At 54.7% G+C, this 3,226-nt stretch carries 3 protein-coding genes; 2 read left to right on the plus strand and 1 reads right to left on the minus strand.

Annotated features, from left to right (window positions below):
* Window positions 1-517: 517 nt before the first annotated feature.
* Window positions 518-718: a helix-turn-helix transcriptional regulator gene (locus tag ACI2JZ_RS18360; RefSeq protein ID WP_105662736.1), complete on the plus strand. Its 201-nt coding sequence runs from the start codon at window positions 518-520 to the stop codon at window positions 716-718.
* Window positions 715-1,911 (plus strand): type II toxin-antitoxin system HipA family toxin, encoded by a 1,197-nt coding sequence (locus tag ACI2JZ_RS18365; RefSeq protein WP_404598854.1) that lies wholly within the window; start codon window positions 715-717, stop codon window positions 1,909-1,911. Before ACI2JZ_RS18360 ends, ACI2JZ_RS18365 begins: the two co-directional genes overlap by 4 nt.
* 18 nt (window positions 1,912-1,929) lie before the next feature.
* Here the strand turns inward: ACI2JZ_RS18365 and ACI2JZ_RS18370 are convergent, their stop codons facing one another.
* On the minus strand, window positions 1,930-2,373 hold the full coding sequence (locus ACI2JZ_RS18370; protein ID WP_404598856.1) for a MepB family protein: 444 nt from the start codon (window positions 2,371-2,373) through the stop codon (window positions 1,930-1,932).
* Window positions 2,374-3,226 lie beyond the last annotated feature (853 nt).

Genomic DNA, 3,226 nt, shown 5'->3' on the forward strand with positions numbered 1-3,226 from the left:
GGTGTGGGAGAGTAGGTCACCGCCGGACTTAACTTGAGTAGATGGTTTGAGGCCCTGGTACCGTTTGGTGCCGGGGCCTCACCTGTTTAACTAGAAGCGGAGGGGGAATTGGGCAGCTGGTGCTGCTTGGTTCCTCCTCCCCTTCTGCTTTAACGAGCTTGAGTGCTGGCCGCTAGCGCAGACCGCTCAAGGAACGACCAGGCAGGCATGGGGTTGTGAATGCAGCCATGGCTAAGCTGTGTCCCGATGTCGGACGCGCTTGAAGCGACTAAGCAGACTGCGTGGCCCTGGACCTCCGCGGCTCACTACGGGAGAGAACGCCCGCTCCGTTGCAGGTGCTTTATCCGATGGGTTCTGGTCCGCCAATCGGCAAGATCCTGCCTTTTGATGCCTCTGACAATCGATTGCTTGCACCTGGCTATCATTTCGGTAACTTGTTGCCGATTCTTGCTCCATGCTGAATGATAGTGAGCAGAATGTCGCCAATCGGCGAAATGCTGCCGGAAGAGGATCTTTCATGAATTCAGTGACTGAGCTAGGGGCCGAATTGCAGCGCGTTAGAAAACAGAATGGCCTGACGCAGGAACAGCTGGCTGAATTAGCTGGCATCTCCGAACGTACGCTGCGCTCCATAGAACGAGGGGCGGGAAACCCCTCCATTGAAGCGGTGCTCTCCGTCGCGAATGTACTCGGCCTTCGAATTCGCGTGGCCAAATGAAGCCGCAACTCCAAGAGCTCAAGCTTGTTACCAAGGCTGACGTCTACTGCAACGAAAACCTCGCCGGCACTCTAGCCAGACAGTCCGACGGAAGCGTGGCCTTCAGCTATAACAAGGACTACCTTGCACATGGTGGCGCGGGCATTGCGACATCTTTGCCAGCTTCCCCGGAGGCATACGTTGGGCCTGGGGGCGCGTTGCCATCGTTCTTCTCGGGACTATTGCCCGAAGGCCATCGCCTGACCGTTCTCAAGGACGCAACTAAGACCAGCATCTCTGACGAGTTGACTCTGCTGATGGCAGTGGGCGCCGATACTCCAGGCAATGTACGCGTTGTTCCGGAAGGATCAGCACTGGAGCAAACCCCCGTGGTTGCTGAATTCAGCAGCACGGCCGAACTCGACTTCTCGGTCCTCGCGCGCACCTTGGACCGCCACTCGATCCCCGGCGTGCAAGACAAGATCAGCGCAACCATGCTGACAACACCAGTGGAGTTCAAGAACAGCGCCTATCTGCTCAAGCTTGATCCCCGGGATCATCCGCATTTGGTCGTTAATGAGGCGCAGCACCTGAAAGCAGCGCGATTGCTCAAACTTCCGGTCGCAAACAATCGGCTAGTACTGGATTCCACTGGGAGTCCGGGGCTGCTGGTCGAGAGGTTCGAACGCGAGGGTGTCGAGGGGGCGGATAGTCCCACGCGTTTGGCGTTGGAAGATGCCATGCAGGTATTGAACCTTCCGCCGGCAAGCAAGTATGCAGTGAGCACGGAACAAGCTATTGAAGCCTTAGCGCTGCAGTGCCAGGCTCCGGTGCTCGCCAGGCGCAATCTATACATGCAGTTCGTCTTTGCGTGGCTAACTGGCAACGGCGACTTGCATGGAAAGAACGTCTCGATTCTGGCGGACTTGCATGGACGGTTTAATGTAGCGCCCATCTACGACATCCCATGCACCCTGGTCTACGGCGATGACACCATGGCTTTGACTGTTGCCGGCAAGGCTAAGAATCTGAAGAAGAAGCACTGGGCGGAGCTTGCAAGGGTGCTCGGCTTGGCTGACCGGGCCACGCAGTCAGCGAACCAGTTGGCATTGAAAGCCGCATTGACTGTGGATCTCAGCGAGTTGCCTTTTGAAGGTTCACCTTTGCGTGGGACGCAACGAGAACTCAGGTTCCGGCGCATGGAGCTGCAGTAGGCGTCTGAGCGGGACAAGTTAGTCTGCGAGCAACGTGAACGCAGGCAGCTGACTATTCTGGCTTTTCTTCGCTTGCCCCTTAAGGCCAGCCGTCCATGATGGATAGACGCGGAAACCGCGCTTGCCTGGAGCCGATGCTGAGGCGAAGACGCCCAGCTCCTCGAGGTGCTGTTGAGTAAAGCGGAAGACGCCAAAACAGCCGGCTTCCTCGATAAAGACCATAACTCCGCGCAGTCCCTCTTCGGATTCGTAGGGGGCAGTAGTCCCAGTTTCGTCCCGATGCCATATGGCTACGAACCCACCTGGCTTTGTTGGCGTGATCCTTGCGGTCCTGATCCGCCACCGCTGTCCGTCAAGCTCAGTTGCCCCGGCTTGATAATCGCTCTGCTGTTCTTCGGGAGTCACCTCGCCATACGATTGCCCAGTGAGGTGGCAATAGCGTTCCAACGCCGTGAACTTCATAGACTTCATCCTGTATTCGGTAGATCATCAAGTGGAGTGGCAGCGATCGAAATATCGCTGCTATTCACCGTAGCCGAGGGTGGTGCTTACGTAGCACTGCAAGACCTGTATTGGGCCGGCATCAATGCCGACTGCTCTAGGTAGTCATTGCGCTGATGCCGCCTTGGCCGTCACGCGCATGGAACCTCCAGATGCATCGTTTCGCCATGTGCGTTCTCTTCTTGTGCCTTGCTCAGACGCACGCATGCGCCCGCATCGTCTAATCGGCTGATGTGGGCACAATTCATTGGGTTCGCGTATATGCGTACGCTTCTCAAGGGTTCAATAAACTCGCTAGGTACAGGCGCTGATGCTCTGTGCAGCTGCGAAATAATGTTTACGCGCTCAGCCCTAGCTCGGTAATAATTGCCAGCGATTGGGCACATGGAAAGAGCCGAATCAGCAGTTCAGGAATTAAGTGTGCACGGTCACCGTCAAAAACCACCCACCCGATTTGCAGGACCCCCAAAACCTGTGTATAGTTTTTCCTTGTCGCCGAGAACAAAACGGAAGAAATAACCGGATGTGAAACGGCGGCAGAACCCCAGAAAATCAAGGTTTTTCCACAGTCTTGTGGACAACAATTGAAAAGAATGGGAACTGAGAATACTGGTTCAAATCACAAACAATGGATTTGACTTTCAGGAATTCGAAGTTATAGAATATGAATATAACGCTGGACGAAATTACCGCCTGGAATGGTGGGTAAAGAACCGGTAAGTGTTTGTTGTTTGAGAACTCAATAGTGTGCCAAGTTTGTTGATACCGAATATTTTTATTTGGTGAATACATAACATTTGCTTGAGGCATTGCA

The organism is Microbacterium sp. NPDC087868 (assembly GCF_044900755.1).
GTDB classification, from domain to species: Bacteria; Actinomycetota; Actinomycetes; order Actinomycetales; family Microbacteriaceae; genus Microbacterium; species Microbacterium galbinum.